The organism is Bifidobacterium sp. W8112 (genome assembly GCF_016101425.1).
Classification (GTDB): domain Bacteria; phylum Actinomycetota; class Actinomycetes; order Actinomycetales; family Bifidobacteriaceae; genus Bombiscardovia; species Bombiscardovia apousia.
Genome location: NZ_JACFQN010000007.1, coordinates 1 through 354 on the forward strand (window position 1 = coordinate 1; position 354 = coordinate 354).

Here is a 354-nt window from a genome sequence, read left to right on the forward strand (position 1 = left end):
GCAGGTAGGTGAAGTCCGCTGGCAGGTCCGGGTAGGTGTTGCGGTCGGGCTTCCTCACCATGACCGGCGCATGCTTGTCGTCTCTCGTCCCGTCGCCGAGCTGGCCATTGCCGTTGTATCCCCAGGCGTAGGCGTTCCCGTCGCTGCCCACCGCCAAGGAAAAACCAGAGGAAGCACTACCGTCGTATGTTGATGTTGATGTTGATGCGCTGACCTGATTGAATCTGATGCCTCGGCTGGCGCTGTCGGGCGGGGTGATGGTGGCGGGTTCCCTGCCCAGCTGGCTGCCCTTGTCGGGGCTGATGCTCCACCTGCTGTTCCGGCTTGCCGGCGTCCAGTGGGCGGCCAGGGTCA

The 354-nt window shown here is 64.1% G+C and carries 1 protein-coding gene; it reads right to left on the reverse strand.

Annotation, left to right across the window (positions count from 1 at the left end):
* Positions 1-354: RCC1 domain-containing protein (locus tag H3T92_RS08150; RefSeq protein ID WP_269748554.1), on the reverse strand; the 354-nt coding region annotated here is incomplete at both ends.